7 protein-coding genes are annotated in these 2,683 nt (G+C 42.0%); 2 read left to right on the top strand and 5 right to left on the bottom strand.

Annotated elements, in window-relative coordinates:
- The first annotated feature begins 222 nt into the window (after positions 1 to 222).
- Positions 223 to 558 (top strand): type II toxin-antitoxin system RelE/ParE family toxin, encoded by a 336-nt coding sequence (locus tag Q0605_RS00035; protein WP_298703151.1) that lies wholly within the window; start codon positions 223 to 225, stop codon positions 556 to 558.
- Between the two features lie 102 nt (positions 559 to 660).
- Positions 661 to 867, top strand: coding sequence for an XRE family transcriptional regulator (locus tag Q0605_RS00030; protein WP_298703149.1), 207 nt, complete (start codon positions 661 to 663; stop codon positions 865 to 867).
- Between the two features lie 82 nt (positions 868 to 949).
- Here Q0605_RS00030 and Q0605_RS00025 read toward each other — a convergent pair whose 3' ends face one another.
- From Q0605_RS00025 to Q0605_RS00005, 5 genes are all read right to left on the bottom strand, one after another.
- The gene (locus Q0605_RS00025; protein WP_297945481.1) at positions 950 to 1,153 is read right to left on the bottom strand and encodes a BrnA antitoxin family protein; all 204 of its coding nucleotides are present in this window, start codon (positions 1,151 to 1,153) and stop codon (positions 950 to 952) included.
- Positions 1,150 to 1,440, bottom strand: coding sequence for a BrnT family toxin (locus tag Q0605_RS00020; protein ID WP_297921088.1), 291 nt, complete (start codon positions 1,438 to 1,440; stop codon positions 1,150 to 1,152). Before Q0605_RS00020 ends, Q0605_RS00025 begins: the two co-directional genes overlap by 4 nt.
- Before the next feature lie 118 nt (positions 1,441 to 1,558).
- Positions 1,559 to 2,041 carry a hypothetical protein gene (locus tag Q0605_RS00015; protein ID WP_298703146.1) on the bottom strand — a complete coding sequence of 161 codons (483 nt, stop codon included), beginning with the start codon at positions 2,039 to 2,041 and terminating at the stop codon, positions 1,559 to 1,561.
- On the bottom strand, positions 1,980 to 2,183 hold the full coding sequence (locus Q0605_RS00010; RefSeq protein WP_297921095.1) for a hypothetical protein: 204 nt from the start codon (positions 2,181 to 2,183) through the stop codon (positions 1,980 to 1,982). Before Q0605_RS00010 ends, Q0605_RS00015 begins: the two co-directional genes overlap by 62 nt.
- A gap of 97 nt (positions 2,184 to 2,280) precedes the next feature.
- Positions 2,281 to 2,523, bottom strand: a complete 243-nt coding sequence (locus Q0605_RS00005; protein ID WP_298703143.1) for a hypothetical protein — start codon at positions 2,521 to 2,523, stop codon at positions 2,281 to 2,283.
- Positions 2,524 to 2,683: the final 160 nt, after the last annotated feature.

The following is a 2,683-nucleotide window of genomic DNA, read 5'->3' as shown; positions in this document are numbered from 1 at the left end:
ATACGCTCGTTCGCAGCGCAGAAATCTCTCTTCCTGCTCCTCAAGGTCCCTAAAAGCGCGCTCGATCAGCGAATAATCTTCGTCGTTTGGCATTTTCTACTCCGCAAAAGGGCGCATCCTGCCCGGATTTGACCCTATTTTTTGGATAGCTTATTCCCCCGCGTCCTAATTTTTCTATACTGCGATTTGCTTTTTTGTATCTTTTTTGATACAATGCGGGATATGAAAAAGATTGAGGCGGTTTTCTATCAAAGTGCGGGCGGCAATGAGCCCGTGCGGGAGTGGTTGTTGGGTTTGGATAGAGAGGATCGCAGGATCATAGGAGAGGATATTGCGACGGTGGAGTTCGGCTACCCGATCGGGATGCCCGTGTGTAGAAGTTTAGGAAATGGACTTTATGAGGTGCGCAGCGATATTTCGGACGGAAAGATCGCAAGAGTGATTTTTATCGTGAAGCGCGGGTATATGGTGCTGCTTCACGGCTTTATAAAGAAAACGCAAAAGACACCGAAACAGGATATCGTTTTGGCGAGCAAGCGCGCAAGGGAATTAGGGTAAAAGTAAGGTTAGCAATAAAAAAGGAAGTGATATGAAAGTGGAAAATTTAAACTCGTTTGATGGTTTATTGAAAGAGGATGGTCTTTACGAGCAGACGAAGCCGTGGCGATAAAGCGCGTTATAGCTTATCAGATTGAAGAAGAGATGAGGGCTCAAAACATTACGCAGACCGAGCTCGCGCAGCGTATGAATACCAGCAGAGCCGTCGTATCTAGGCTTTTGAATCCGAAAAACAGCTCTCTTACCCTAAGCACCTTAAGCTCTGCGGTAAGCGCGCTGGGCAAGAAGCTCGACGTCTCGATTATTTAACTATCCGCCGCCGCAGCCATTTAAACTTCGGCGGCGCCGATGAAATGCGGACAAAGCGAGGGCGCGCGTTTTAAGGGCGAATTTATAAAAAATTCGGTTTTAGCCCCTTTGCCGCGCATTCGCTTAAAAACATATTGATAAGCGTTTGATACTTCGCGCCGCTCTGATCGGCAAGGGCTTTAAAATATTCGATCGTCTCGGCGTCTAAATTTATGCTGATCTGCTTTTTGAGCTTTTTTACATACGGATTTTTAACCGATTTGCTAAAATCATACTCTTTTTTCATCGTAACTCCTCGTACTGCTTGGTTTCGCGAGCGGTGGCCTTGCGCGCCGATATGATTCTGATGACCTCGTCCTTTTCACGGTAGCAATGCGCCACGACGAGAATTCTCGCTCGCGCGCTCATACCTAAAATGATAAATCGCTCCTCGTCTTCCGAATGCTCATCGTCGAATATCACGCGCGCAAACTCGTCGGCGAAGACGCTTTTTGCTTCGCCAAAGCTCACGCCGTGTTTGGCTAAATTGATCTCGGCCTTGCGCTTATCGAAGGTAAATTTTATATATTTCATAATTATATTATATAGATTTTTACTTATAGGAAGCTTATGTAATCGCTTCGGATTAGCTCGCGCAAAATTTTAAAATGGATTTTTATTTGTAAATTTTATCATATGCGAATAAATTTAATTATTTTCGGTCGGTTTCGTTTGAATCTGCTTTTTTTCTGTCTTTATTAAACCATTGAGGCAAAATAGCGATTATCGTCACGATGATACTCCCGCCGGCTATCCAATAATAATCTTTGTAAATGCTATAAAATAAAGAGCCGACCAGGGACAAAATAATAATTGTGGCAAAAATTTGTCCCCTTAGATTAAACTTTACAATCTGCGGCGCCTCCTGCGCTCTTAAGCTCTGCTCCTTCTCTTCGACGGCTAAAATTCTATCCTCGATTTCATGCCTATGCTTCTGATCATTTTCTAGGTATTGCATAGCCCTTTCCGCGTAATCGGGATCCTTTTGCAAAATCTGGTTGAGTTCCGAAGGGATAACATTTATATTTAAATTTTGCTGAACTGCCTTATCTATGTAGTTTTGAATCGGCTGGCTATTTATTGCCTGCGGATGATTGCTTCTTGGATTTTTTTTCTTTGATCTGCTCTTCGCCATATCTTTTCTCTAGCTCTTTTATTCTCTTTTTGTATATTCTCCTTGATAGGTCGCCCGCCCTATAGATCATATCGCTTTCAAGCGGGAAGGTGGTAAAAGCATTTCTAAATCCTGAAGCAATATATCTTAATGTCTCGCCCATCTTTCATCCTTTCTTGAAATTTTATTATGGAAAGTAATTTTACCAAAAAATCCTTAACCTTCGGTCGTTTTTGTAAATTTCCTCTTGTCGCTAAACGTCAGCCCCTTTTGGTTCTATAGCTCTTTGTTTTATAGGGGCTTTTGCTTCCCTTTTTTCCGGTGTAGGGATTATAGTTTCCTTTTGTGGAGTAATTATTATGCCTGCTACTATCTCTGTAGCTTCTATGATGCGACATCACGTGGGTGCCATTTCTTTTTGTATAGCCGCCTACTCGCTGTGCCGCATCCATACCGGTCGCAGCAAACATGCAAAAAATAAAAAGCAAAAATAGCTTTTTCATATTCCGTCCTTTGTAAAAATTTTTATTGATTTTTTTCTTTCATAAATAGAGCCAAAATAGATATACCGAAAATAAAAAGCCATACACCTATAGCGATCTCTCCGTGAATAGTAAGCTTATCAAGTTTATAATATTCAAACCCCGCAAACCATAAATGCTG

Source organism: uncultured Campylobacter sp. (assembly GCF_938017705.1).
Lineage (GTDB): Bacteria > Campylobacterota > Campylobacteria > Campylobacterales > Campylobacteraceae > Campylobacter_B.
This window is presented reverse-complemented; position numbering and strand designations above follow the sequence as displayed.